Annotated in this window: 21 protein-coding genes; 9 read left to right on the top strand and 12 right to left on the bottom strand. The window is 73.5% G+C overall.

The window, feature by feature from the left end; translation table 11 throughout:
• Nucleotides 1-4: 4 nt before the first annotated feature.
• Genes fabG through glyA form a run of 5 tightly spaced genes read right to left on the bottom strand, consistent with a single transcriptional unit; the run spans nucleotide 5 to nucleotide 4,413 of the window.
• Nucleotides 5-727 carry a 3-oxoacyl-ACP reductase FabG gene (gene fabG, locus K7C98_RS33470; RefSeq protein WP_224195904.1) on the bottom strand — a complete coding sequence of 241 codons (723 nt, stop codon included), beginning with the start codon at nucleotides 725-727 and terminating at the stop codon, nucleotides 5-7.
• Nucleotides 724-1,176, bottom strand: a complete 453-nt coding sequence (locus K7C98_RS33465) for a hypothetical protein (protein WP_224195903.1) — start codon at nucleotides 1,174-1,176, stop codon at nucleotides 724-726. The genes fabG and K7C98_RS33465 overlap by 4 nt, the downstream gene beginning before the upstream one ends.
• On the bottom strand, nucleotides 1,173-1,964 hold the full coding sequence (locus tag K7C98_RS33460) for a beta-ketoacyl synthase chain length factor (protein ID WP_224195902.1): 792 nt from the start codon (nucleotides 1,962-1,964) through the stop codon (nucleotides 1,173-1,175). The genes K7C98_RS33465 and K7C98_RS33460 overlap by 4 nt, the downstream gene beginning before the upstream one ends.
• The gene (locus tag K7C98_RS33455; RefSeq protein ID WP_224195901.1) at nucleotides 1,961-3,157 is read right to left on the bottom strand and encodes a beta-ketoacyl-ACP synthase; all 1,197 of its coding nucleotides are present in this window, start codon (nucleotides 3,155-3,157) and stop codon (nucleotides 1,961-1,963) included. Before K7C98_RS33455 ends, K7C98_RS33460 begins: the two co-directional genes overlap by 4 nt.
• Nucleotides 3,154-4,413: a serine hydroxymethyltransferase gene (glyA, locus tag K7C98_RS33450; protein WP_224195900.1), complete on the bottom strand. Its 1,260-nt coding sequence runs from the start codon at nucleotides 4,411-4,413 to the stop codon at nucleotides 3,154-3,156. The genes K7C98_RS33455 and glyA overlap by 4 nt, the downstream gene beginning before the upstream one ends.
• A gap of 215 nt (nucleotides 4,414-4,628) precedes the next feature.
• Between glyA and K7C98_RS33445 the strand changes: the two genes are divergently transcribed.
• The 8 genes from K7C98_RS33445 to K7C98_RS33410 all read left to right on the top strand — a co-directional run bounded on the left by K7C98_RS33445 (nucleotide 4,629) and on the right by K7C98_RS33410 (nucleotide 14,789).
• Complete coding sequence (locus tag K7C98_RS33445) at nucleotides 4,629-7,604, top strand: tetratricopeptide repeat protein (RefSeq protein ID WP_224195899.1); 2,976 nt, start codon at nucleotides 4,629-4,631, stop codon at nucleotides 7,602-7,604.
• Nucleotides 7,605-7,849: 245 nt separating this feature from the next.
• Nucleotides 7,850-8,470: a hypothetical protein gene (locus K7C98_RS33440; protein WP_224195898.1), complete on the top strand. Its 621-nt coding sequence runs from the start codon at nucleotides 7,850-7,852 to the stop codon at nucleotides 8,468-8,470.
• 152 nt (nucleotides 8,471-8,622) lie between these two features.
• Nucleotides 8,623-10,239 carry an anthranilate synthase component I family protein gene (locus tag K7C98_RS33435; RefSeq protein WP_224195897.1) on the top strand — a complete coding sequence of 539 codons (1,617 nt, stop codon included), beginning with the start codon at nucleotides 8,623-8,625 and terminating at the stop codon, nucleotides 10,237-10,239.
• 89 nt (nucleotides 10,240-10,328) lie between these two features.
• Nucleotides 10,329-10,925 (top strand): anthranilate synthase component II, encoded by a 597-nt coding sequence (locus K7C98_RS33430; RefSeq protein WP_224196205.1) that lies wholly within the window; start codon nucleotides 10,329-10,331, stop codon nucleotides 10,923-10,925.
• Nucleotides 10,922-11,989: an anthranilate phosphoribosyltransferase gene (gene trpD / locus K7C98_RS33425; RefSeq protein ID WP_224195896.1), complete on the top strand. Its 1,068-nt coding sequence runs from the start codon at nucleotides 10,922-10,924 to the stop codon at nucleotides 11,987-11,989. The genes K7C98_RS33430 and trpD overlap by 4 nt, the downstream gene beginning before the upstream one ends.
• A gap of 8 nt (nucleotides 11,990-11,997) precedes the next feature.
• Entirely contained in the window at nucleotides 11,998-12,804 is an 807-nt protein-coding gene (trpC, locus tag K7C98_RS33420; RefSeq protein WP_224195895.1) for an indole-3-glycerol phosphate synthase TrpC, read from the top strand.
• 62 nt (nucleotides 12,805-12,866) lie between these two features.
• Nucleotides 12,867-13,493, top strand: coding sequence for a phosphoribosylanthranilate isomerase (locus tag K7C98_RS33415; protein ID WP_224195894.1), 627 nt, complete (start codon nucleotides 12,867-12,869; stop codon nucleotides 13,491-13,493).
• Between the two features lie 57 nt (nucleotides 13,494-13,550).
• Nucleotides 13,551-14,789, top strand: coding sequence for a Mur ligase family protein (locus K7C98_RS33410; RefSeq protein ID WP_224195893.1), 1,239 nt, complete (start codon nucleotides 13,551-13,553; stop codon nucleotides 14,787-14,789).
• A 73-nt stretch (nucleotides 14,790-14,862) separates the two neighbouring features.
• Here K7C98_RS33410 and K7C98_RS33405 read toward each other — a convergent pair whose 3' ends face one another.
• The 4 genes from K7C98_RS33405 to typA form a co-directional block, all read right to left on the bottom strand.
• Nucleotides 14,863-15,483: a hypothetical protein gene (locus K7C98_RS33405; RefSeq protein ID WP_224195892.1), complete on the bottom strand. Its 621-nt coding sequence runs from the start codon at nucleotides 15,481-15,483 to the stop codon at nucleotides 14,863-14,865.
• A gap of 68 nt (nucleotides 15,484-15,551) precedes the next feature.
• The gene (locus tag K7C98_RS33400; protein ID WP_224195891.1) at nucleotides 15,552-16,052 is read right to left on the bottom strand and encodes a hypothetical protein; all 501 of its coding nucleotides are present in this window, start codon (nucleotides 16,050-16,052) and stop codon (nucleotides 15,552-15,554) included.
• An 87-nt stretch (nucleotides 16,053-16,139) separates the two neighbouring features.
• Nucleotides 16,140-17,495 carry a hypothetical protein gene (locus K7C98_RS33395; RefSeq protein WP_224195890.1) on the bottom strand — a complete coding sequence of 452 codons (1,356 nt, stop codon included), beginning with the start codon at nucleotides 17,493-17,495 and terminating at the stop codon, nucleotides 16,140-16,142.
• 172 nt (nucleotides 17,496-17,667) lie between these two features.
• Entirely contained in the window at nucleotides 17,668-19,530 is a 1,863-nt protein-coding gene (typA, locus tag K7C98_RS33390) for a translational GTPase TypA (RefSeq protein ID WP_224195889.1), read from the bottom strand.
• Nucleotides 19,531-20,402: 872 nt separating this feature from the next.
• On the opposite strand from typA, the gene K7C98_RS33385 reads away from it, so the two are divergent.
• Complete coding sequence (locus K7C98_RS33385; RefSeq protein ID WP_224195888.1) at nucleotides 20,403-20,894, top strand: hypothetical protein; 492 nt, start codon at nucleotides 20,403-20,405, stop codon at nucleotides 20,892-20,894.
• A 31-nt stretch (nucleotides 20,895-20,925) separates the two neighbouring features.
• On the opposite strand, the gene K7C98_RS33380 is transcribed toward K7C98_RS33385, so the two are convergent.
• The 3 genes from K7C98_RS33380 to K7C98_RS33370 all read right to left on the bottom strand — a co-directional run bounded on the left by K7C98_RS33380 (nucleotide 20,926) and on the right by K7C98_RS33370 (nucleotide 23,258).
• Nucleotides 20,926-21,546 (bottom strand): SAM-dependent methyltransferase, encoded by a 621-nt coding sequence (locus K7C98_RS33380; protein ID WP_224195887.1) that lies wholly within the window; start codon nucleotides 21,544-21,546, stop codon nucleotides 20,926-20,928.
• Nucleotides 21,547-21,619: 73 nt separating this feature from the next.
• Nucleotides 21,620-22,291, bottom strand: a complete 672-nt coding sequence (gene rplC / locus K7C98_RS33375) for a 50S ribosomal protein L3 (RefSeq protein ID WP_224195886.1) — start codon at nucleotides 22,289-22,291, stop codon at nucleotides 21,620-21,622.
• A 145-nt stretch (nucleotides 22,292-22,436) separates the two neighbouring features.
• Nucleotides 22,437-23,258: a TatD family hydrolase gene (locus K7C98_RS33370; protein ID WP_224195885.1), complete on the bottom strand. Its 822-nt coding sequence runs from the start codon at nucleotides 23,256-23,258 to the stop codon at nucleotides 22,437-22,439.
• Between the last annotated feature and the right edge of the window lies 1 nt (nucleotide 23,259).

Raw genomic sequence — 23,259 nt, 5'->3', positions numbered from 1 at the left:
CGCGTCATACCATGCCGCCGTTGACACCGATCACCTGACCGGTGATGTAGGCGGCTTCGTCGGTGGCGAGGAAGGCGACCAGCGCGGCGACCTCGCGGGCAGTGCCGAGCCGCTGGGCGGGGATCCGCGGCATGACGTGCTCGAGCGGGACGTCCTTGATCATGTCGGTGTCGACGAGGCCGGGGGCGACGGCGTTGACGGTGACGCCCTTGCGGGCGAGCTCGAGCGCGAGCGACTTCGTCGCGCCGATGACGCCGGCCTTGGCCGCGGCGTAGGCGACCTGACCCCGGTTGCCGATCTGCGCCGAGACCGAGCTCATGGTGATGATCCGGCCCCACTTGCGCCGCACCATCGGCATGATCACGGGCCGGGTGACGTTGTAGAAGCCGCCGAGGCTGGTCCGAAGGACAGCTTCCCAGTCGGCCCGCTCGAGCGCCGGGAACGGGGCGTCGCGGGCGATGCCGGCGTTGTTGACGACGACGCCGAGCGGCCGCGGGTCGGCCAGGATCGCGGCCATGGCGGCGTCGGCGGCCGCGTCGTCGCCGACGTCGAAGCGGCTGAGGACGACCTCGCCGCCGGCCTGGCGGATCCGGGCGGCGACGGCCTCGGCGGCGGCGTCGTCGCTGCGGTAGTTGAGGACGATCGGGTGGCCGGCGGCCGCGAGGGCCTCGGCGATCGCGGCGCCGATCCCTCGACTGGCGCCGGTGACGAGCGCGCGCGGCTTCATGCGGGGCTCCCGGGGGCGGTGGTGGTGGCAGGGGCGGCGGTGACGACGTGGAGGACGGCCTCGGCGAGCGGCTCGCCGCGGCGGGTGACGGCGGCCCGGTACTCGGCCATGGCGCCGGCGAACACGCGGGTGGCGACGATCTGCAGCGCGTCGCCGACGGCGAGGTGCTCGGCGTGCAGCTCGAGGCCGCGGCAGGCGGCGATCATGCCGAGCGCGGGCGGCTGACCCTCGGCGCGCGCGCGCAGGCCGGCGAACGCGGCGATCGCCTGGGCCATGTACTCGAGCGCGACGGAGGCGTGGACGCGGCCGGCGACGGCGAACAGGTTGTCGGGGCGGACGACGGCGGCGCAGGTGATCGCGTCGTCGCCGGCGGCGAGGACCTCGTCGACGAGCAGCATCGGCGGGCGCTGCGGGACCAACTCGGCCACCGGCGCGAACGCGGCGGTCATGCGCCGGCCCCCAGCCCGCAGTGCCAGCCGGCGGCGAGGTGCGGCTCGAGGGCGACGCGGGCGGGGGCGCCGGCGGCGAGGGCGTCGACCAGCGCGAGCGCGGCGGCGCACGGGTTGTCGGCCAGCCACGCCGGCGCGGGACGTGCTGGCGCGAGGGACTTGTCGTTGGGGCCCTGTTCCAGACGACATGTCGTGGCGGGCATGTCTGAAGAGGCAGGCGCGGCCAGGGCGAAGGCGGCGGCGAACGGGCCCCAGCGGCGGCCGGCGGCCAGCGGCTCGGGCAGCGGCTCCTCGGCGATGACGAGCACGACGTCGCCCTCGCCGGCGGCGACGAGCGCGGCGCACTCGAGCAGGCCCATGGCGAGGGTGGAGCGGCCGGCCGAGAGGGCGGCGTTGCCGGCCCGGCTGCCGGTGGCGATCGAGACGTAGCCGGCGGCGGTGTTGTGGACGCTGTTGTGGAACTTGGTCGGCGACAGCGGCTCGCCGGCGACGAGCAGGGCGGCCAGGAGGTCGAGGGTGGTGCGGATCTCGCCGTAGACGGAGCCGTAGACGAGGGTGGCGCCGGTCGGGTCGAGGCCGCCGGCGCGCAGGGCCTGGGCCGCGACCTCGGCGGCCATGCGGGTGAGCAGGCTGGTGCGCCGGCGCATCATCGGCGGCAAGAGCTCGGCCTTCGGCGTGGCACTCTGGTCTTCGGGACAGGCGTCGGGGCGGGCCTGCCAGGCGGCGAGGTCGGGGTAGCCGGGGGCCCAGAAGCCGAGGCCGCGGACGCTGAAGCCGGGCGCGCTCATGCCGGGCCTCCGACGAGGACGCTGCAGTTGCTGCCGCCGAACGCGAACGAGTTGCTGAGGGCCGCGCGGGTCCGCTGCTCGCGGCGGGCGGTGACGACGTCGACGCCGAGCGCCTCGTCGAGCGGGTCGGCGCCGACGCTGGCCGGGAGGTAGCCGCCGGCGATGGCGTCGACGACGAAGGCGACCTCGGTGGCGCCGGCGGCCCCGAGCATGTGCCCGGTGTAGCCCTTGGTGGCGACGACGGCGGGCGCGGGCGCGCCGGCGAAGACGGCGCGGATCGCCTGGCTCTCCATGCTGTCGTTCTGCCGGGTGCCGGTGCCGTGGGCGTTGACGTGGTCGACGTCGGCGGCGACGAGGCCGGCGAGCTGCAGCGCGCGCTCCATCGCCAGGCGGGCGCCGAGGCCCTCGGGGTGCGGGCTGGTCATGTGGTAGGCGTCGCTGCTCTCGCCGACGCCGAGCAGGCGGGCGGGGCCCTCACCTGTCCGTTCGACCAGGAGCAGGGCGGCGCCCTCGCCGATGTTGATGCCGGCGCGCTCGCGCGAGAACGGACGACATGGCGCAGAGGACAGGACCTCGAGGCCAGCAAAGCCGCGCACGGTGAGGCGGCACAGGCTGTCGACGCCGCCGACGAGGACGGCGTCGCACAGGCCGGCGGCGAGCAGGCGCTGGGCCGAGGCGAACACCTTGGCGCTCGAGGAGCAGGCGGTCGAGACGACGTAGGCCGGGCCGGCGAGGCCGCCGCCGAAGACGCGCGCGAGGTGGAGGACGGCGTCGAGGGCGTGCGAGCGCTCGACGTCGTAGTGGGACGGCAAGGCGCCGCCGTGGGCGTGGGCGTGGGCGTAGGCGCCCTCGCTGGCCTCGATGCCGCCGGTGCTGGTGCCGAGGACGACGCCGACGCGATCGGCGCCCCAGCGGGCGCAGGCGCGGGCGAGCGGGGCCTGCAGCTCGGCGAGGGCGACGGCGGCGATCCGCGTCTGTCGGGTGTCGCGCACGCGCTCGAGGGAGCCGGGCAGCGGCGGCAGCGGGCCCGGGACGGCGCCGACGACGGCGTCGAGCTCGAACTCGGCGGGGCACGGGCCGAGGCCGGAGCGACCGGCGCGCAGGGCCGCGAGCACGGCGGCGGTGCTGTCGCCCATGCCGTTGCACAGGGCCATAGCGGTGATCGGGTACGGCTGCATCGCGGTGGCGGTCACAGGCCGGGGGCCGGGAAGGCGCGCAGGAACTCGCGCACGCGGGCGCGGTGGGCCTCGCACTTGGCGTCGTCGGCGTCGGCGACGGCGAGGCCGATGCCGTCGGCGATGAGGTCGGCGACGTGCGGGATGTGATGGGTCTGGACGCCGCGCGAGGTGATCGCGGCGAGGCCGATCCGCAGGCCCGAGGGGTCGAACGGCTTGCGCGGGTCGAACGGGATCGCGTTGGCGTTGAGCTCGATGCCGCAGCGGTTGAGCACCCGGGCGACGTGCCGACCGCCGTGACCGGTGGACGTGAGATCGACGAGCAAGAGGTGGTTGTCGGTGCCGCCGGAGACGAGCGTGTGTCCGCGCCCGCTCAGGGCCTCGGCGAGGGCCCGCGCGTTGGCGACGATCTGCTGCGCGTAGTCGCGGAAGCTCGGCTGCAGCGCCTCGCGGAAGGCGACCGCCTTGGCCGCGGTGGTGTGGCAGTGGGGGCCGCCCTGCAGGCCGGGGAACACGGCCTTGTCGATCGCGGCGGCGTGCTCGGCCTTGCAGAGGATGAGGCCGCCGCGCGGGCCGCGGAGGGTCTTGTGCGTGGTGGTGGTGACGACGTCGGCGTGCGGCACCGGGCTCGGGTGCGCGCCGCCGGCGACGAGGCCGGCGATGTGCGCGATGTCGGCCGCGAGGTAGGCCCCGACTTCGCGCGCGATCGCGGCGAAGCCGGCGAAGTCGAGCTGGCGCGGGTAGGCCGAGTGACCGACCCAGATGAGCTTGGGGCGATGGGTCAGCGCGAGGCTGCGGACCTCGTCCATGTCGATGCGGTGATCGTCGCGGCGGACGCCGTACTGGACGGCCTTGTAGTAGATGCCGGTGGCGCTGACCTTCCACCCGTGGGTGAGGTGACCGCCCGCGGGGAGGCTGAGCCCCATGATCGTGTCGCCGGTCTGGCACAGGGCGAGCAGCGCGGCGAGGTTGGCCGGCGATCCGCTGTAAGGCTGCACGTTGGCGTGGTCGGCCCCGAACAGCTCGCGCGCGCGGGCGACGGCGAGCGACTCGATCGGGTCGACGAAGTCCATGCCCTCGTAGTACCGCTTGCCCGGATAACCCTCGGCGTACTTGTTGGTGAGGCTGCTGCCGGTGGCGGCGAGCACGGCCTTCGACACGTAGTTCTCGCTGGCGATCAGGCGCAGGCTGTCGCGCTGGCGCGCGTCCTCCTGCTCGATCAGCGCGAAGATCTCGGGGTCGGCGGCGGAGAGCTCGGGATCGCGGGCGTGCATCGCCCGAGGTTTTCAGGCCCGGAGGGCCGCGGAGTCAAGCCTCACGCGGCGCGGCGCCGCCAGGCCGCGAAGGCGACCGCACACCCCCGCGACGCACGGCGTGCGCGGCGAATCTCGTGCGCGTCGGCCCGGACGGCGGCGCAGCCGCTCGCCTGCAAACGGGGCTCCACACCCAGCCCGACCCACAACTGGCCGGGGCTTGATACCATGCCGGTGTGGGCGAGGCGGCGGCGGGGACGGGCGACGGGCTTTTCGCGGGCCCGGTCAGCGCGCGCAGCACCGCCGGCGGGTTCTCCCGCCTCGATCGCTCGCAGATGACCGGCGGCGAGACGCTGGTCGAGTCGCCGGCCATCGACGAGGTCCAGGCGCTCCAATTCGAGCGCGGGGCGGCGATCGAGCGCTACACGGTGCTCGACCGGATCGGCGCCGGCGCCATGGGCGTGGTCTACACGGCCTACGACCCGCGGCTCGACCGGCGCGTGGCGCTGAAGATCATGCACGCCCGCCCGGGCCACCGCGCCGACGAGATCGTCGGCCGCCTGCTGCGCGAGGCCCAGGCGCTGGCCAGGCTGCAGCACCCCAACGTGGTCGCCATCTACGACGCCAACCGGATCGGCGAGCTGGTGTACCTGACGATGGAGCTGGTCGACGGCTCGAACCTGTCGCGCTGGCTCAAGGACGCCAAGCGGAGCACGCGGGAGATCCTCGACACCTTCGTGGCCGCCGGGCGCGGGCTGGCGGCCGCGCACAAGGCCGGGATCGTCCACCGCGACTTCAAGCCCGACAACGTGCTGGTCGGCCGCGACGGCCGCGTGCGCGTCGTCGACTTCGGCATCGCCCGCGGCGCCGACGGGCCCGAGTTCACGGCTGTCCCTCGGGACACGTCCGAAAATATAGCGACGCCGCCGAGCCCGGCCGAGTCGACGAGCATGTCGCCGTTCGCTACCACCGACCGCGGCAACCACCCCGCGCCAGGCGGGGCGGCGCTGGCCGACACGGACCCGGCGGCCAAGCTGCAGGCGGCCGCGCTGGCCTCGCAGGCGTCGCAGGGGCTCGACTCGGCGATCGCGGGGCTGTCGTCGATGCGGCTGACGCGGACCGGGGCGCTGGTCGGGACGCCGGCCTACATGGCGCCGGAGCAGCACATGGGGGCCCGGGTCGACGCGCGCGCCGATCAATTCGCGTTCGCGGTCGCGCTGTTCGAGGCGCTGTTCGGGGCCCACCCGTTCCCGGCCAAGAACTACCTGCAGCTGACGACCAGCGTGCTCGGGGGCAAGGTCGACGCGACGCGGGTGCGCGCGTCGGTGCCGCTGCACGTGCGGCGGGCGATCCTCCGCGCGCTGTCGGTCGAGGCGAGCCAGCGGTTCGCGACGATGGACGACATGCTGGCCGCGCTGGTGCCGGCGGAGCGGCGGCGTCGCACGCTCGGCGCGGCGCTGGCGGCCGCGGGCGTGGCGGCGGCGGTGACCGGCGGGATCGTGTGGGCGCAGGTCAAGCCGCCGGGCTGCGAGGGCGCGGACCGCCACCTCGTCGGGGTGTGGGACGAGGCGACCCGGGAGCGCGCGCGGCAGGCCTTCCTCGAGACCGGCCAGCCCTACGCCGCCCGGGCCGCCGAGACGGCGACCGCGGCGCTCGACGAGTACGCGTCCGACTGGGTGGCGATGCGCCGCGAGGTCTGCGAGGCGTCGCTGGTCCATCGCGAGCAGTCGCCGCTGCTGCTCGACCGCCGCATGGCCTGCCTCGATCGCCACCTCGATCCGTTGCGCGCGACCGCGGCGCTGTTCGCCGAGGCCGATCGCGAGGTCGTGCAGCGCTCCGCGGTCGCGGTCGAGGGCTTGCCCGATCTAAAGGAGTGCGCCGACGCCGAGCGGTTGATGCACGGGGAGGGGCGCCCGCTGGCCGGTCGCGAGGAGGTGGCCCGGCTCGAGGGGATCCTGGCCCACGCGGTGGCGAAGCGGCACGCGGCCAAGTACGCGGCGGCGCAGGGGCTGGCCGAGCGCGCGCTGCAGGAGGGGCGGGCGATCCGGGCGACGGGCGTGGAGGCGCAGGCGCTGATCCTCCTCGGGCAGGTCGCGACCGATCAGGGGCGCAACGAGCAGGCCGTCGATCTGCTGACGCGGGCCATCGCGGCCGCGGAGGCCGGCGCGGCCGACCCGGCGCGGGCGCGGGCGACGGCGGAGCTGGGGGTGGTGCTCGGCACGAAGCAGCACCGCCCGGTCGAGGGCGAGCGGCTGCTGCGGCTGGCGGCGGCCGTCGACCTGCGCGTCGGGGCAGGTCCGATCGAGCAGGCCCGAAGGGACATGTTGCTCGGGATCCTGCAGTCCGAGCGCGGCGAGTACGACCTCGCCCGCCAGACGCTGCTGGCCGCGGCCGAGGCGCTGCGCGTGGCCGAGGCGCCGCGGCTGCAGATGTTTCAGGCGTTCAACGCGCTCGGCCTGCTCGAGGAGCGCAGCGGCCGCGGCGAGGCGGCCCGCAAGTACTACGGCGACGCGCTGGCGCTGGCGGAGGACCGGCTCGGGCCGGACCACCCCGACGTGGCGATGGTGCTGAACAACATCGGCGTGCTCGAGTGGCGGGCCGGGCGGGCCGCGGAGGCGCTGGCGTCGCTCGAGCGGGCCCTCGACATCCGCGTGCGCACGCTCGGGCCGGACCACCCGGAGATCGCGACGACGCGGATGAACCTCGGCAACGCGCTCCTCGCGATCGAGGAGTACGAGCGCGCCAGCAAGTCGTTCGAGCAGGCGGCGGCGGCGCTGCGGCGGCGGTCGGGCTCCGAGGGCGACCTCGCCGACACGCTCTACAACCTGGCGATCTGCCACCACATGCGCGGCGATTTCGCGGCGGCGGCGCGGATCTACGAGGAGGCGCTGCAGCGCAGCCAGGCGATCTTCGGGCCCGACCACCCCGAGGTCGCGTTCGCGATGCACGGCCTCGGCGTGGCGCTGGTCGAGCTCGGGCGCTTCGAGGAGGCGCGACCGCTGCTCGAGCGGACCCTGGCCATCCGCACCCGGAGAGGCGTCGAGCCGGTCGACCTCGGCGAGGTCCGCTTCGCCCTCGCGCGCGCGGTCGTCGGCCGCGACCGCCGGCGCGCGCTCGAGCTGGCGTCCGCGGCGCGCAGCGACTACGAGAGGGAGCGCGCGTCCGAGCAGGTCGCCGTCATCGACGCGTGGCTGCTGGCGCAGCTCCATTGACGTGCTCTTCAGACCATGTCGAAACGGACATGTCTCGAAGTGCTAGCATGGAGGCGGGGCATTTGCGCGCGGGGCGGGGCCGGCGGGCGATCCTGCGCCGGGCGTCGGCGCGCGGCCCGTAACATGATTGTATGTACGAGCGACTGATCCAGGAGGGGGTTGGGTTACGCTCATTCGCCGGGGGATCCGGGCAGTGACAGGTCCGGGGGATTGACAGCATGCCGACACCGAAGATGAAGCGAGATGTGCTCAGCAAGACGGGCATCACGTCGGGGCCCGTGAGCGACCTCGACCTCGAGATGAACGCGACGTTCACCACCAACCTGACGGGGACGACGATCACGTTCGAGGACGAGAGCGCGAGCACGCCGGAGGAGAAGACCAAATACAAGATGGCGTTCCGCAACTCGTTCGGCGCGACCATCGGCGTCCTGACGGTCAAGCTCGTCGGCAACCCGGAGCCCGACGTGCCGGCGACGGTGCAGAAGGTCGCCCGCGACGTCTTCGACCCGGCGGAGACCACCGGCACCGTGACGCTGCTCGACCCGGCCGACCACACCTACGAGCGGATCTGGAAGCAGGCCGTCAGACAGGGTCGCACCCAGATCGTCGACAACGTCGGCAAGATCGACATCCGGGTCAAGGCGGAGGCCGGCTACGCGGTCGACCAGTCGGTCGCCACCGCCACCGACAACTCGCTCGTCGTCAATTACAGCTGGAACGACGCCAACGGGACCGCGATCGTGTCGGGCAGCGTCCGCTTCGACTCGAGCGTGCGCGCCTACACCGGCTATACCCTCGGAAACATCCGGATCACCGACACCGACTCCGACTCGGGCTCGGGCGATCGCCGGCGGCGCCGCTAGCGTCTGCGCCGCGGACCTCGGCGGCTGCGCGAGCGGAGGGGCTCCGGCGCGCGGCCGCGACCGCGGCGTGGCCGCGATCCGGCGTGTGTCCTACCTCGGCGCTCGAACTGCGCCGTCGATCGGGTCGGCCGACGCGGTGTATCCTGAGGGCCATGATCGCGGGCCCGCCTTTGATCGAGCCGAGTGCGCCGCGGCTGGTGCCGGTATGGCGCGAGCTGCTGTGTGACGGCATCACTCCCGTCGAGGTCTACGCCCGCCTGCGGGCCTACGCGCGGGGCAGCAGCTCGGGGCCGCCGGATCTGCCCGGCGTCAGCTTCCTGCTCGAGAGCGCGGGTGGGGCCGGCGAGCGGTGGGCCCGCTACAGCGTGGTGGGCGTCGGCGCGCGGGCCCACGTGCGCGGGGTGTGGAACGGCTACGACCTCGACGTGACGATCACCCCGGGGCCGGGCTTCTCGCTGCCGCCGGGGGTCGAGGCCAAGAGCCGCGGGCTCGGCGGGATCGCGGCGCTGCAGCGGGCCTACGACAGCCCGCCGCGGGCCGAGCTGCCGCGCTTCTGGGGTGGCCTGGTCGGCGTGTGGGGTCATGACGCGGCGCGCGTGTTCGATCCGATCCCGCCCGTACCTGGCCTTTCGGTCATGTCGAGCGATCTGCCGGCGGTCGAACTGGTGGCGACCGACACGCTGGTGGTGTTCGACAACTTCTCGCAGCGGGTGCGCGTGCTGGCGACCGCGTGCGCGGAGAGCGAGGGCGGGCCGGAGGCGGCGGAGGCGGCCGCGCGGGCCCGCGTCGACGCGGTGGCGGCGGCGCTGCTGGGGCCGTCGGTGCTGCGGCCGCGGGGGGTGCCGGAGGTGCAGCCGCCGGCGACCGAGGTGGCGGCGCCGTGGTCGCGCGCGGGTTACCGCGCGTCGGTGGCCAGCGCGCGCGAGCACATCATGGCCGGCGACATCTTCCAGGTCGTGCTGTCGCAGCGGTTCGTGTCGCGGCGCGGCGACATCGACCTGCTCGACGTCTACCGGATGCTGCGGGTCGGCAACCCGGCGCCGTACATGTACCTGTTCGACCTGCCGGCCGCGGCGCTCACGGGCGCGTCGCCCGAGGTGCTGGTGCGGGTCGACCGCGACGCGCTGGCGCCGGCGGTGACGGGCGCGGCCAGCAGCGAGACGGCGCCGCAGTCGGGCCTGCGCGTGACGGTGCGGCCGATCGCGGGCACGCGGCGGCGCGGGCACGACGTGATCGAGGACGAGGCGCTGGCCAGCGAGCTGCTCGCCGATCCGAAGGAGCGCGCCGAGCACCTGATGCTGGTCGACCTCGGGCGCAACGACCTCGGGCGCGTCAGCGTGGCCGGCAGCGTGCGCGTGTCGGAGTCGTTCTCGATCGAGCGCTACAGCCGGGTGATGCACATCGTCAGCGAGGTGCAGGGCGAGCTGCGGCCGGAGCTGACGGCGCTCGACGCCCTGCGCGCGACGTTCCCGGCCGGCACGCTGAGCGGGGCGCCGAAGATCCGCGCGCTGCAGATCATCGACGCGCTCGAGCCGGCGCCGCGCGGCTGGTACGGCGGCGCCGTCGGCTACCTGGGCTACGACGGCGCGGCCGACTTCGCCATCTGCATCCGCTCGCTGGTCGCCGTCGGCGACGAGTTCCGGGTCCAGGCCGGCGCGGGGGTCGTCTACGATTCGTCGCCCGAGGGCGAGGACAACGAGTGCCACGTCAAGGCGAGCGCGGTGCTGCGCGCGATCGCGGCGGCGGCCGCCGAAGGAGGTGCAGCGTGACCGAGACCGTCCAATCCGCGGCGCCGCCGTTGCCGGGCGGCCAGCGCCTGCGACCGAGCGGCCCGGCCCGCGCGGGCTGCCGCGTGCTGATGATCGACAACTACGACTCGTTCACCTTCAACCTGGTGCAGTACCTGCTGCAGCTCGGCGTGGTGGTCGACGTCCACCGCAACGACGCGGTCACGCTGGAGCAGGTGCTGGCCGACGCGCCGAGCCACATCATGCTGTCCCCGGGGCCAGGTACGCCGAGCGACAGCGGGGTGTGCCAGGACCTGTGCCGGCGGCTGGCCGAGGCCGACGCGCCGGCGATCCCGCTGCTCGGGGTCTGCCTCGGTCACCAGACGCTGTGCGAGGTGCTGGGCGCGCGGGTCGAGCGGGCCGGGCGGATCATGCACGGCAAGCTGTCGCCGATGGTGCACGACAACACCGGGGTGTTCGCCGGCCTGCCGTCGCCGTTCATGGCCACCCGCTACCACAGCCTGGCCGCGGTCGAGAGCACGCTGCCGGCCGCGCTGGTGCCCAACGCGCGCACCGACGTCGGCGAGCTGATGGGGGTGCGGCACGCCACGCGGCCGCTCCACGGGGTCCAGTTCCACCCGGAGTCGGTGCTCAGCGAGCACGGCCACGCGATGCTCCGCACCTTCCTCGAGATGCATGTCCCTTCGAACATGGCGGGAGCGACATGACCGAAGGAGCAGCTGACGGGGCGCTGCGGCGCGGGCTGGCGCGGCTGGTCCGCGGCGAGGCGGTCGGCGAGGACGAGGCGCTGGCGATCTTCCGCGAGATCGTGGCCGGCGCGGCCGACCCGGCGCAGATCGGCGGGCTCTTGGTCGGGCTCTCGATCCGCGGGGAGACGGCGGCGGTGATCGCCGGCGCGGTGCGGGCGATGCGGGAGGCGGTGGTCGCGGTGCCGCTGCGCGAGGCCGGGGCGATCGACACCTGTGGGACCGGCGGCAGCGGGGTGGCCCGGCGCAACGTGTCGACGGCGGTGGCGATCGCGGCGGCGGCCTGCGGGGCGCGGGTGGCCAAGCACGGCAACCGCGGGATCTCGAGCCCGTGCGGCTCGGCCGACGTGCTGGCCGCGCTCGGCGTCGACATCACGGCGCCGCCCGAGCGGGTCGGCAAGTGCGTCGACGAGGTCGGCGTCGGCTTCATGTTCGCGCCCAACCTGCACCCGGCGATGCGCCACGCGGCCGGCCCGCGCAAGGCGCTGGGGCTGCGCACGCTGTTCAACCTGGTGGGGCCGATGTGCAACCCCGCGGGGGTGCGGCGCCAGGTGATCGGGGTGTTCGACCCGGGCAAGGTCGAGGCGATGGCGGCGGCGCTCGGGGCCCTCGGCAGCGAGCGCGTGTTCGTGGTCCACGGGTTCTTCGCCGGCGCGGAGCGGCCGGGGATCGACGATCTCAGCCCGGAGGGCGCGAGCACGATCGCGGAGTGGCACCGGGGCGCGCTGCGCACGTACACGCTGCGCCCGGGCGACGCCGGGCTGCCGGAGGTGCCGATCGCGGCGATCGCCGGCGACGACGCGGCCGGCAACGCGAACGCGCTGCGGGGCTTGCTGGCCGGCGAGCCGGGGGCGTACCGGACAAGTGTGCAGTACAGCGGGGCGCTGGCCCTGCTGGCCGCGGGCGACGACGGCCTGGAGGCGCTGCCGGCCAAGGCGCGGGCGATCGGCGCGGCGCTCGACGACGGCCGCGCCGCGGCGGTGCTCGACCGGCTCGTCGCCGCCAGCCGCGCTGCGCTACCCTGAGGCGGGACATGAGCGACAAAGGCAGCACGTACCTCGACAAGATCCTGGCCGCCAAGCGGGCCGAGCTCGCCGCCCCGAGGGCGATGCGCTCGGGGGCGCTGACCGACCGCGAGCTGCTCGAGCTCGGGGCCCGACTGCCACGGCCGCGCGACTTCATCGCCGCCCTGCGCGAGGGGCCGCGGCCGGGGATCATCGCCGAGTTCAAGCGCGCCTCGCCGAGCGCCGGCGTGCTCCGCGAGGACGCCGACGCGCGCCAGATCGCCATGCTCTACGCGGCCAACGGCGCGGCCTGCATGAGCGTGCTGTGCGACAAGCACTTCCAGGGCTCGCTCGACGACCTCCGCTCGGTCCGCCAGAGCGTGGCACTGCCGCTGCTGTGCAAGGACTTCATCCTCGAGAAGACGCAGATCGTCGAGGCCAAGCGGGTCGGGGCCGACTGCGTGCTGCTGATCGTCGCCGCCCTGCCGGCGCCGCAGCTGCGCAACCTGATCGAGTTCTCCCACTCGCTCGAGATGCAGGTGCTGTGCGAGACCCGCGACGAGGCGGAGATCGATCGGGCGATGGCGGCCGGGGCCAAGCTCATCGGCGTCAACTCGCGCGACCTCCAGACCTTCGAGCTCGACCCCGACCGCGCCGCCAAGCTGCGCAAGTACGTGCCCAAGAGCTTCACGTACGTCGCCGAGAGCGGGGTCCGCACGATCGACGACGCGCTCCGCCTGCGCGACTCGGGCGCCGACGCGCTCCTGATCGGCAGCTACTTCATGACCGCCGAGCAGCCCGGCGAGACGCTGCGCGAGCTGGTGATGGCGCTGTGAACGAGGCTGTTCGTACGGGCATGTTCGCCGGGACAGGGTGATCGGGACAGGAAGGTTCGGACATGTCCGTGAAGCTCAAGGTGTGCGGGGTGACGCGGCCGCAGGACCTGGCGGCCTGCGCCGAGCTGGGCGTCGACGCCGTCGGGATCAACCTGTGGAGCGGCTCGCGCCGCGGGCTGACGCTGGCCGCGGCCGAGGCGCTGCTGGCCGAGGTGCGGCCGCCGCCGGGGCTCGAGCTCGTCGGGGTGTTCGTCGAGCCGACGGCCGAAGAGGTGCGACGCGCGGCGGAGGTGCTGCAGCTCGACCTCGTGCAGATCGTCGGCGCGCAGGAGGTGACGGGCTTCGGGCTGCCGTACCTGTGGGTGGTCCGCGGCACACCGGCGCTGGCCGAGCTGCGGGCGCCGACGCCCCGCCCGGCCCGCGCGCTGCTCGACGCCGCGGTGCCCGGCTACGGCGGCGCCGGCCAGACGACCGACTGGGGCTGGGCCGCCGCGGCGGTGCAGCGCCTCGCGCCGCTCGAGGTGTGGCTGGCCGGCGGGATCACGCCGGCCAACGCGGCCCTGGCGATCCAGCAGGTGCGGCCGGCCGGGCTCGACGTCGCCAGCGGCACCGAGCTGCCCGGCGCCCGCCGCGGCGAGAAGGACCGGGCGGCGATCGAGCGGCTGCTGGCGGCCTGCCGCGGCGACTGAACGTTCGGGCATGTCGTCAGGAGCATGTGTGATGGGACATGTTGAAAGGGGCGTGTCGTGAGCGCCGCGCGCCCGGTCGCGGCGGCGGCGCCGTGGGCCGAGTCGATGTTCACGTTCGGGGTCACCGGCACGAACGGCAAGACGTCGACGACGTGGATGATCGCGGCGGCGGTGCGCACGGCGGCGCTGCACGTGCTGCAGGTGTCGACGCTCGGGGTGGCCTTCGACGACGAGGCGTGGCCGCGCGGCAAGCGGTTCGCCGACTTCGTGGCGACGCTCGAGCGGGCCCACGCGCGCGGCTGTCGCTACGCGGTGATCGAGACGACCAGCCACGCGCTGGCGCAGGGCTACGCGCGCAACTGGCGGTTCGACCTGGGCGTGTTCACCAACCTCTCGGACGACCACTTCGGCACGCACGGCAGCTGGGAGCACTACCTCGCGGCCAAGGCCCAGCTGTTCATGCACCTGGGCCCCGGGCGCGCGGCGGTGCTCAACGCGGCCGACAAGCACGCGCTGTACGTCGACCAGGCGATCCCCGGCGACGTGGAGCGGCGCTGGTTCGCGGCGCCGGGCCGCGGCCCGCGGCTGCGCGCGGCGGACCTCGAGGCGGCGGCGATCGAGGTCGGACCGACGGGGACGCGCGTGCTGCTGCAGCCGTCGCCGGCCGCGACGGCGCTCGGCGGGGTGCTGACGACGCGGATGGTCGGCGAGGTGTTCGGCGAGAACGCGCTGGCGGCCGCGCTCGCGGGGCTGGCGGCCGGGTTGCCCGCGACCGCGGTGGTGCACGGGATCGCGGCCTGTCCGGTGGTGCCGGGCCGCTTCGAGGTGCTGTTGCACGGGGCGGGCCGGCCGACGATCGCCGTCGACTACGCGCACTCGCCGGACGCGCTGGCTTGCACGTGCGCGACGGCGCGGCGGCTGGCGGGCGCGGCGGGGCGCGTGATCGTGGTGTTCGGCGCGGGCGGCAACTCGACGCCGGAGAAGCGGGCGCCGATGGGCGAGGCCGTGGGTGCGCACGCGGACGTCGCGGTGGTGACGAGCGACAACCCGCGCGACGAGGACCCGGCCGCGATCGCGGCGATGGTGAGCGAGGGCCTGCAGGGCCGGCGGGCGACGTGGACGATCGAGCTCGATCGGGCGCGGGCGATCGCGGGTGCGCTCGCGGAGGCCGGCGCCGGCGACGTGGTCGTCATCGCCGGCAAGGGCCACGAGGAGGGCCAGGTCTGCCGCGGACAGACGCGGCCGTTCTCCGACGTGGTCGAGGTGCGGCGGATCCTCGGCGAGAGCGCCGGCTGACGGCGGGCCCGCGCGGCCGCCTGGTGGTCATGTGCTTCGGGGCATGTCGAAAAGGACACGTCCCCGGGGCTATTCAGCAGTCGGCCTCGTCGGAGCCGTCGGCGCAGTCCTGGGCCGTGTCGCACTTCCAGGCCGCCGGGATCTCGAGGCCATCGGCGCAGGTGAAGGCCTCCTCGCCGCAGCCGGTGACCTCGTCGGAGTTGTCCGCGCAGTCGGGGACCTCGTCGCAGGCCCAGGTCGCGGGGATCTCCTGCTTGTCGCCGCTGCAGGTGAAGGCGTCGAGGCCGCAGCCGGTGACCTCGTCGGAGCCGTCGGGGCAGTCGGGGTTCTCATCGCAGACCCAGGCGGGGTTCTCGAGCGCGGTGCCGTCGCTGCAGACGAAGCCCTCGCCGGTGGTGGCGTCGGTGGCGGTTCCGGTAGTGGCGTCGGTGGCGGTGCCGGCGGTCGCGTCGGTGCTGGTCGGCGCGTCGGTGGTGGTCGGCACGCTCGTGTCCGTGCCGGTCGCGGTGCCCTCGGTCCCGCCGTCGGTGATGGTCGTAGCGTCGGTGGCGCCGGTCGTGCTCGTGGTCGAGGTCTCGGGGCCGATGTTGGTGTCGGTCAGGCCGTTGCCGAGATTGATCGTGCAGGCGGCTGTGCCGAGGCCCTGGCTCATGAGCGCGGCCACGGTCAAAAACTTGGAGAGGTCGATGTTCATCGTGCCGGCGAATGTGCCACGGGGACGCGCGCAGGGGCGCGCACGGCCCCGGGGACAGCATGCGCGATTCAGGCCGGCGCGAGGCGGACGGTGACCTCCGCGCTCGGATCGAACGGCGAGCCCTTGACGTCGGCGATGCATTTGACGACGAGCCGCACTCGCGGGTCACGTGTGGCGGCGTTGGGATCGGGGAAGCCGTTGCGCGCGAGGATGCCGGCGAGGTCGACGTCGCTCACCATCCACGGCTGGGTGATGACCTGCCCGGGCTTGAGGTCGCACGGCATCTTGAGGCAGCTGTCCGAGTAGCTGACGTTGGGATCGGGATCCTTCTCGGCGACGACGAGGAACGGCGACTCGACGTCGTCCTTCTTGATGTACAGCCACACTTCGTACTTGGTCGCCAGCAGAATGCAGTCCTGCTGGCCGGTGATCACCATCGTGCCCTTGAGCACCGAGTCGGTGACCGGAAAGGTGGCGGTCTCCGCCGGTTGACGCTCGATGACGGTGATGGCGACGCTCGCCATGTTCTTGCCGCCGAGGAACTGCTTGGCCTTGTCGAAGAATCCCATGCCCCGCAGAGGTACCACGTCGCGGCCGATGCCGCGCGAGGCTCAGCGGGCGGCCACGCAGATCGCTGCACGGCTGTGCGCGAGGGCTCAACCGCGGAAGCCGGCGAGGCGGAAGGAGTCGACGAAGCGCCGCATCTCGCCGTCGAGCTCCCGCGCGAGGTCCCTGGGGACGTCGATGCTGACGATGCAGGAGGTGGTGTCGGACAGGCCGACGACGCGGACGAGGCCGTGGGCGGTGTCGGTGGTGAGGCTGCCCTCGAGGCCGGCGGCGCCCTCGACGGTGATCGGGCGCAGCCCCTCGAGGTGCATCGTCGCGGCGATGCTCTTGACGTCGTCGTCGCGGGTGCGGCCGGCGATCGGCTGGGCGCGGGTGATGCAGCTGGCGAGCCGCCAGATCCGCCCGGCCTGCTTCAGCCCGAGCGTGCGGGTCGTCATCGCCACGCCGTCGCTCGCGGTGTGGCTCTGCTTCTGCGCGTTCGGTCTGGCGGGGAAGGCGGCCGAGAAGCCAGCCTCGGGGAAGGCCCAGCGGGTCCACTCGCCCTCGCGGCCGACCTCGACCGGCGTGAGATCGCCGGCCGCGACGGCGGCGAGCAGCGCCTCTTTCTTGTCGAGGAACTCGCGGTGCTCCTCGGCGAAGGCGTCGACGATCGGGTGAGCCTCGCGATCGGGGGCGAAGGCGGTGCGCAAGGTGGCGAGGTCGGGGTCGGGGACGCCGGCGGCGGCGAGGCGATCGGCGAGGTCGAGGATCCGGTCGCGCTCCTCGGGGAGGAACCACGGGGCGACGTCGGCGGCGATCGGGGCGAGGGTGGCTGCGGTGTGGGCCGGGTCGATGACGCGGGGCAGGGCGAGCGCGCTGGCGAGGACGTCGTGGACGCCGCGCGCGAGGTGGAAGCGGACCTCGACGAAGGCCTGGCGGCGGACGTCGTTGGCTCGCAGGGCGGCCTCGTCGAGCTTCTCGGCGACGAGGATGGCCTCGAACTGGAGGACGCCGAGCTTGAAGTAGGCGACGGCGACGGCGACGTACTCGCGGCCGTACTCGTTGCGGGTCAGCGCGCGGGCGCTGTAGATGTGCAGGATGTCGGCGCCGGCCTGGCTGAAGGCGAGCAGCTCGTCGGTGTCGGCGACGCCGCCGGCGGCGGCCTCGACGTCGGCGAGCCCGGTGAGCCGGGCCATGAGCGCGGCGTCGGGACCGTCGAGGCGCGGGAGCAATTCGGGGCGCTCGCGCTCGAGACGGACGAGGACGTCGCGGGCCTTGATGTAGTCGCGGGCGGTCCAGGCGAGGTCGGTGCGCGGGAGGTCGTAGGCGCGCTGGAGGTCGCTCGTGGCCGCGGGGGCCTCGACCGGCGGCGCGGTCTCGCGGGCGGGGCGGCAGGCGCCGAAAAGAGGCAGGAGGAGGAGAAGACCCCGACCGGCGGCGAGACGGCGACGATGCGCGACGAACATCCGCAGGCGACGATACACCCGGGGGCACCGCGCCGACGAACTGGCGCGAGCCGGCGAGCGGATGGCACGCGTCGAGGCACGCGGTCGGGCAAAAACGGCCGCGCGCGGCGAGCCGAAGCTCGTCGCGCGCGCGAGGTTCACGAGGGTCGCGGCGAGGCGCGACGCATGCGGGTCAGCCGACGGCCTTGGCCTCGCGCTTGCGCCGGTTGTGGTCGAGGTCGCGCTTGCGCAGGCGCAGGCTCTTCGGGGTGACCTCGAGCAGCTCGTCATCCTCGATGTAGGCGAGCGCCTGCTCGAGGCTGCGCTCGAGCGGCGGGGTCAGGAAGATCTTCTCGTCGGCGCCGGCGCTGCGGATGTTGGTGAACTTCTTGGCGATGCAAGGATTGACGACGAGGTCGTTCTCGCGGCTGTGCTCGCCGAGGATCTGGCCGGCGTAGACCTGGACGTGGTCGCTGATGAAGAGCACGCCGCGGTCCTGCAGGCGACCGAGCGAGTAGGCGTAGGTCTCGCCGGGCTCCATGACGATGAGGACGCCGCGCGGGCGGGTCTTCCGCGGGCCGAGGTAGGGGCCGTAGCCGGCGAAGGTGGCGGCCATGATGCCGGTGCCGCGGGTGTCGGTGAGCATCTCGCTGCGGTAGCCGATGAGGCTGCGCGTGGGGGTGCGCAGCTCGAGGCGGGTGCGGCCGGGGCCGGCGCTGTCCATGGCCCGCAGCTCGCCGCCGCGCTGGCTCAGCTTCTCGATGATCGAGCCGGTGTACTCCTGGTCGCACTGGATGATGAGGTTCTCGTACGGCTCCTCGAGCTCGTCGTTCTCGTTGCGGCGGAGGATGACCTTGGGCCGCGAGACGCACAGCTCGTAGCCCTCGCGCCGCATGGTCTCGATGAGGACGCCGAGGTGGAGCTCGCCGCGACCGGCGACCTCGAACTCCTCGGCGGACTCGCCGGGGCTGACGCGCAGGGCGACGTTCGACCGCACCTCGCGCTCGAGCCGCTCGGCGAGCTTACGCGAGGTGACCCACTTGCCCTCGCGCCCGGCGAACGGGCCGTCGTTGACGCGGAAGCGCATGGTCATGGTCGGCGGATCGACGTCGAGCCGCGGGAACACGTGACGCGTGGTGGGATCCTCGGTGGTGAGCGTGTCGCCGACCTGCAAGGTCTCCATGCCGGCGATGGCGATCAGGTCACCGGCCTCGGCGTACTCGCGCTCGAACCGCCGCAGGCCCTGGAAGCCGAGCAGGCGGCGCACGCGGAACACCTCGGCGACGGTCGGCGGACCGGCGGTGTCGCCGTGAGCCGGGCGCGGCGGGTGACGCAGCTGGGCCAGACGATCGCCGGTGGCGATCCGACCGCTGCGGATCCGGCCGATGGCGACGAAGCCGAGGAACGGATCGTAGTCGAGGGTCGAGACCCACAGCGCCGCGCCGCCCTCGTGCACGACCGGCGCCGGGGCGTGCTGGACGATGAAGTCGAGGATCCGCGACATCGGACCCTTCTCGTCGGCCGGGTCGGCCATGGCGTAGCGCTCGCGGGCGCTGCAGAAGATGACCGGGAAGTCGAGCTGCTCCTCGCTGGCGCCGATGCCGGCGAGCAGGTCGAAGGTGGCGTCGACGGTCTTGTGCGGCTCGGCGCCGGGACGGTCGATCTTGTTGACGACGAGCAAGATCTTGAGGCCGAGCGCGACGGCCTTCTCGGTGACGAAGCGCGTCTGCGGCATCGGCCCCTCGAAGGCGTCGACGACCACGAGGACGGCGTCGACCATGTTGAGCACGCGCTCGACCTCGCCGCCGAAGTCGGCGTGACCTGGCGTATCGACCAGGTTGATCCGATAGTCGCCGTAGGTGACGCTGGTCGGCTTGCTGGTGATGGTGATGCCGCGCTCGCGCTCGAGATCGCCGCTGTCCATCGCGCGCTCGATCTGACCCTCTCCTCGGTCGAGTGCGCCTGCTGAAGTGAGAAGAGCGTCGACCAGAGTGGTCTTGCCGTGGTCGACGTGGGCGATGATCGCCAGGTTACGAATGTGCTGCGGGGCGGCCATAGACGCCGTTTTTTAGGCGGCGGCGGGAAGTAAACCCGGCGGCGATGCGCTGGCAAGTCGGGCCGATGTGAGCGGCACGGGCGTTCGCGCCGGCGCCAGGACGGTCACACGAGCGAGTCGGAGACGAAGACGGGCCGGCTCGGGCGGCGTGCGGCCAGGAAAGCGGCCCTCCGCCGGCGATCGGCGTCGCGCTGCGCGCGAATCGCGGCCCACAGGTGCGGCTCCCTCCAGGTGGCACCGAGGCAATCCCGCGGATCGCGCGGCGGCACCGGGGCGGGCAGATCCGGGCCCTCCGGCTCCGGCTCCGGCGGCTTCCGCGGCTCCGGCTCGGGTCGCGGCGCCACGTCCGGCAGACCGGGGTCGTCCGGGGCGGGGATTTCACGGATCGGTGTGGGAGTGATCCGGAGTCGGCGACGGCGTTGCATGGGTTGGGATCTGCACTGAACACATAATCAGTGTCCAGTGATCACCCATGCTGCCCTGAACTCTTGATCAGGAGTGGACCAACCAAATCGCGCGGCGCAAAACTGCGCAGAGCCGCGAATCGGCCGCTGTAGCGGCCCGGGGGCCGTTTCACGGCCGGGGCGGAGACGCGCGCAGAACGGCGGGAAAAGCGGCGAGCGGCAGCGCGCGGAGCTGGCCTTCGGGACAGGGAGATCGCGTCGCGGGCGAGGCTGACGCCTGCGTTTGTGGGGCTGCTCGTGCGAGGCGAGCGAACGGCAGTTGCGGGAGGTGAGGGGCGAATTCGCGCCCATCACCGAGGCGCGTTCGTGCCCGGCTGCCGATCCGGGGTGCGCGAAAACGCTCGCTTGATGGGCTCGCATGGGCCACGCAATTGTCGGCGGGTGCGCAGCCACTGGAGCTTTATGAAGATGCATTCGCATCGCGGCCTCGGAGCCGCGCTCGTGGTCCTCTTTCTCCTCGGCGGGTGCCAGGACGACGGGAGCGCGACGACGGCGGACGAGGAGCCGCTGTCGCTGCCCGCGGTGGGCGCGGTGGACAACTGGTGCAGCACCGGCGCGACGATCAGCGTGGCCTTCACCATCGGCCTGGACGGCGAATGCGGCGGCTCGTTTCCGCAGGGGCCGTTCGTCAGCTATTCGACCTACGGGAGCGACACGGGCGCGCTGGCGGCCGGACAGGCCTGGAAGACCGGGCGAGACGAGCCGCTCGCGGAGGTGCTGCACGCCCGGTGGTACCCCGACGGCATCGATGGCGACGACGTCGCGGTGGACGGCTCGCTCGAGGTCGTCTCGATCGCCGGCGACGAGGCCGAGCTGCGCTACGAGTTCGTGACCGGCGGCGGTCAGCCCTACGAGGGCGTGGCGAAGGTGCTCGTCTGCGCGTCCGAGCCGGCGTGCTGAACACCCGCGTCGAGCGCTGGGCTCTTCGAGCTCAGGGCCGGCGGGCGGTGGCGCTGGCCCTGAGGCCGCGGCCGACGAGGTACTGCTCGGTGCTCGAGGCGCGCGAGTTCTTGGCGTGGTAGGGGCGGGCTTCCTGGAAGCTGGCGCGGAAGCGCTTGAGCAGCTCGCCGAAGCCGCCGCCCTGAAACACCTTGGCGACCAGGTGGCCGCCTGGCCGAAGGACCATGCAGGCGATGTCGAGGGCGCGCTCGGCGAGGCCCTCGCTGCGGACGACGTCGGTGTGGCGGTCGCCGGTGGTGTGCGGGGCCATGTCGCTGAGGACGACGTCGAAGGGGGCGAGGTCGGGCGCGGGGGCCCACTCGAACACGTCGGCGATCCGGTGCTCGACGTGGGCGGGGAAGCTGAGGGCGACCGGCTTGAGGTCGAGGCCGAGGACGTAGCCGGTCTCGGTCACGCGGTCGCCGGCGTACTGCATCCACGAGCCGGGCCAGCAGCCGAGGTCGAGCACGCGCGCGCCCTGGCGCAGGATGTGGAACCGCTTGTCGATCTCCTCGAGCTTGTAGACCGCGCGCGCGGCGTAGTTCTCCTGCTTGGCGCGCTGGTAGGCGGCGTCGTGGCGGTAGGCCTTGTCGCTGAGGCGGGGGCGGGGCATGACGGTCTCTTAAGCAGCCGAGCCGGCGCGCGGCCGGCTCGAACTTGGGGACATGTCCCGAAGGACAGGGCCTTCAGGGCTTGTTGTTGCCGGCCTTGATGGCGGGCTTGATGGCGGCGCGGATGGTCACGATCTCGTTGTTGGGGCCGGGGATCGGGCCGCGCACGAGGATCAGGCCGCGCTCGGCGTCGATCTTGACGACCTCGAGGTTCTGCAGGGTGACGCGCTCGTGGCCCATGTGGCCGGTCATGCGCTTGCCGCGGTGGACGCGGCCGGGGGTCTTGCGGCAGCCGATCGAGCCGCCGTGGCGGAAGAACTCGTGCTGGCCGTGGCTGTTCTTCTCGCCCTCCATGTTGTGGCGCTTGATGACGCCCTGGTAGCCCTTGCCCTTGCTGGTGCCGGTGACGTCGACGCGGGCACCCGCCTTGAACAGGTCGGCGCCGAGCTGGCTGCCGACCGGGTGGGCGGCGAGCGCCGCGGCGGGGACGCGGAACTCCTTGTGGACGTAGAAGGTGCCGACCTTGGCGGCCTCGGCGGCGCCCTTCTCGGCCTTGGTGGCGCGCGAGGCCTTCTTCTCGGCGAAGCCGATCTGGAGGGCGTTGTAGGTGTCGCGCTCGGCGGTGCGGTGGGCGGTGACGGTGTTGCCCGTGACCTGCAGGACGGTGACGGGGACGCGGTCACCCTCGTCCTTGAACACCTGCGTCATTCCAAGCTTTCGTGCGATGAGACCGATCTGGAAGTTCATGTTTCTCCGGAGCCCTTGCGGTCGCGGCTTCCTTCACGTTGGAACGGGCGAAGAGCGAGGCGCCGCAGGGACGGGGAAGGTGCCCGCGATCGCGCCGGGCGTCAACCACAGGGCCGAGGCGGGCCGGCTGGACCGCGGATTTGCCTCACGCGCTCGCGGCGGCGGCCGGAGCCGGCAGGCGGAAGAAGGCGCGGGCGTTGGCGCCGGCCTGGACGGCCAGGGCGGCTGGATCGTCGCCGCGGACGCCGGCGAGGTGCGCGCAGGTGAAGGCGACGTTGGCCGGCTCGTTCTTGCGGCCGCGCACGGGCACGGGGGCGAGGTAGGGCGCGTCGGTCTCGAGCAGGAGCCGGTCGGCGGGGCACAGGCGGGCCGCGTCGCGCAGGCCGCCGGCCTGGGGAAAGGTGGCGATGCCGGAGAAGGAGAGGAGGTAGCCGCGCGCGAGCCACTGCTCGGCCTCGGCGGGGGTGCCGGTGAAGCAGTGGACGACGCCGCCGCGCGGCAGCGGGGGGGCGTCGCCGAGGATCGCCAGGGCGTCGGCGTGGGCGTCGCGGATGTGCAGGACCAGCGGCTTGCCGAGCTCGCGGGCGATCTCGCGGTGGGCGGCCAGGGCGCGCTTTTGCGCGTCGGGCGGGCTGCGGTTGTAGTGGTAGTCGAGGCCGGTCTCGCCGACGGCGACGACCTTGGCGTCCCGGGCGAGGGCGGCGATCTCGGCGAGAGCGGCGTCGTCGGCCTCGCTGGCGTCGTGCGGGTGGATGCCGACGGCCGCGAACAGGTGCGGGTACGGGGCGACGAGGGCGACGGCCCGCGGGGCGCTGGCCCGCGAGCAACCGATGTGGATCATCTGCTCGACGCCGGCGTCGGCGGCCCGCTGAAGGGTGGCGCCGAGGTCGTCGATCATCGGCGGGTAGTCGAGGTGGCAGTGGGTGTCGACGAGGCCGGGAAAACGGGGCGGGCGCGACGCAGGCATG

The sequence above is a fragment of the Nannocystis pusilla genome (assembly GCF_020073745.1).
GTDB classification, from domain to species: Bacteria; Myxococcota_A; Polyangia; order Nannocystales; family Nannocystaceae; genus Nannocystis; species Nannocystis radixulma.
Note: the sequence above shows the minus strand (reverse complement) of the source record. Positions and strands in the feature narration are given on the sequence as shown.